This window comes from Bradyrhizobium sp., assembly GCF_016462955.1.
Classification (GTDB): Bacteria; Pseudomonadota; Alphaproteobacteria; order Rhizobiales; family Xanthobacteraceae; genus Bradyrhizobium.
This window is the reverse complement of sequence record NZ_JAEMSD010000149.1, coordinates 1-2,220: the sequence shown is the minus strand read 5'-3', so window position 1 is coordinate 2,220 and position 2,220 is coordinate 1. Positions and strand designations below refer to the sequence as shown.

At 66.5% G+C, this 2,220-nt stretch carries 2 protein-coding genes; both read right to left on the bottom strand.

Annotation, left to right across the window (positions count from 1 at the left end; genetic code table 11):
- On the bottom strand, positions 1–1,057 hold a 1,057-nt coding region (locus tag JHD07_RS17020), incomplete at its 3' end, for a TIGR03862 family flavoprotein (protein ID WP_291624262.1).
- Positions 1,058–1,222: 165 nt separating this feature from the next.
- Positions 1,223–2,140: an SDR family NAD(P)-dependent oxidoreductase gene (locus JHD07_RS17015; protein ID WP_291624260.1), complete on the bottom strand. Its 918-nt coding sequence runs from the start codon at positions 2,138–2,140 to the stop codon at positions 1,223–1,225.
- Positions 2,141–2,220 lie beyond the last annotated feature (80 nt).

The following is a 2,220-nucleotide window of genomic DNA, read 5'->3' as shown; positions in this document are numbered from 1 at the left end:
CGCCTGCGGTCGAGATCGCGCGCTCGATCGGGGCAACGCCGGTGAGCCGAACTGGAACGGCGTTGATCAGATCCGCGAGTTCCGCCGGCGAGAACGATGCCAGCGGCCGGCCGGAAGCGATTGCGGCTTCCTGCATCAGGCCGATGCCGACCGGTGACAGCTGCGCCGCCTTGCGCAAGAAGTTCGCCAGCGATTGCTTGCCGCGCACGCCCGACAGCCGCGTGGTCAGCGCTGCGGTGTCGAGATCCGGTCGCAACGCGATCATCAGCGTCGCTTGCCCGAGACCCAGCACGGCCTCGCGCAGCTCGGCCGATAGCGCGTAGACCGCACCGCCCTCGATGCCGCTGCGGGTGATCATGGCTTCTCCGCGCGACGTGTGCGCGCCGACCGCCAGCGCCACACCCTTGAGCGGCTGACCTTCGAAGCGGTCGCGGAAGACATTTGACCATGCGACCGTGAAGCCGGAATTCGCCGGCCGGAGTTTTGAGACAGCAATGCCTTTTGCAGCGAGGAGCTCGACCCAGCTCCCGTCCGAGCCGAGCCGCGGCCAGCTCGCTCCGCCAAGTGCCAGCACGGTCGCGTCGGCAGCCACAGCCGCAACACCATCAGGCGTTCGAAACAGCAGCCGGCCCTCGCCGTCCCAGCCCATCCAGCGATGACGAAACGCAAAGCGCACGCCAGCGGCATCGAGCCGCCGCAGCCAGGCGCGAAGCAGGGGCGAGGCCTTGAACGCCTTCGGAAACACTCGCCCGCTGGTGCCAACGAAGGTCGGTTCGCCCAGCGCCTCGCTCCAGGCACGCAGAGCGTCCGGCGGGAACGCCGCGACCGCCGTGTGGAGCTTCGGTGCCGCCTCACGATAGCGCGCCATGAACTGCGGCAGCGGTTCGCTATGGGTGAGATTGAGCCCGCCGCGGCCGGCCATCAGGAATTTGCGGCCCGCTGACGGCATCGCGTCATAGACGGTGACGCGGGCACCGCCCTGCGCCAGCACCTCCGCCGCCATCAGCCCGGCGGGACCGGCGCCGATAACGGCGATGTGGGAGTCGTTTAAGGTCATGGCGGGAGTTTAAGCCAGATTCTCACGCCTAACGCGTCATTCCGGGGCGCGCGTAGCGCGAGCCCGGAATCCATTGGGCGGCAGAGACGGTGGCACGATGGATTCTCAGATGCGAATTGCGCATCATAGCTCGATGCTTCGCATCGCCCCGGAATGACGGCGTGGTCAGAGCTTGATCCCAGCCCGCGCGGCGGCTTGCGCCACGTATTTCTGCGTCTGCTCGAACGCTCCTGTCAGCGCTTTGGCCTTCGACATGTCGCTGATCTCGGCGAAATGCGCGGCGACCGCGTCCGGCGTCCATTCGGACTCCGGTAGGTTGATGCCTTCGCTCTCCAAAATCTTGATCAAGGCGAAGGAGCCGGCGCCGGCGCCCATGATGGTCCGAGTCGGCGCGTCCTCGCTCAGCATAAACTCGACCGCCGGCGTGATCGCATTCGGTTTCATCAGCTGCAGCGCCTGCGGCGGCAGCAGCTCTTCGGTCATGCGGGTCGCCGCGGTCGGCGAGATGATGTTGACGCGGATGTCGTTCTTGCGCCCATCTTCCGCGAGCACGTTCATGAGGCCGACCATGCCGGACTTGGCCGCGCCGTAATTGGCCTGGCCGAAATTACCGTAGAGGCCGGAGGACGAGGTGGTCAGCACGATGCGGCCGTAATTGCGGTCGCGCATGCCGGCCCAGGCCGCCTTGCAGCAATAGAAGGTGCCGACGAGGTGCACGTCCAGAACCTTCTGGAAATCGGCGGCTTCCATCTTGCCGAACGATTTGTCGCGCAGGATGCCGGCATTGGCGCACAGGAGATCGACGCTGCCCCATTCCCTGCTGGCGCGCTCGACCATCGCCGTGACCTGCTCGAAATTGGAGACATCGGCACCATCGGCCATCGCTGTGCCGCCCGCTTTCCGGATCTCCTCGACCACGGCTTCGGCCGGCGACAGCGAGCCGCCGGTGCCGTCGCGCGCGCCGCCGAAATCGTTGACCACGACCTTGGCGCCGCGGCTGGCCAGTCCCAGCGCATGCGCCTTGCCAAGACCATTGCCCGCGCCGGTGACGATGGCGACGCGTCCGTCAAACCTGATTGCCATGAGTGCGTTTCCTGCTTCTTCTTCCTTCTCCCCTTGTGGGAGAAGGTGGCGCGCAGCGCCGGATGAGGGGTCTCTCTCGG

Bases quoted from the DNA above. Each gene is read 5' to 3' on its own strand.
- JHD07_RS17015 (WP_291624260.1), bottom strand. From the start codon at position 2,140: ATGGCAATCAGGTTTGACGGACGCGTCGCCATCGTCACCGGCGCGGGC.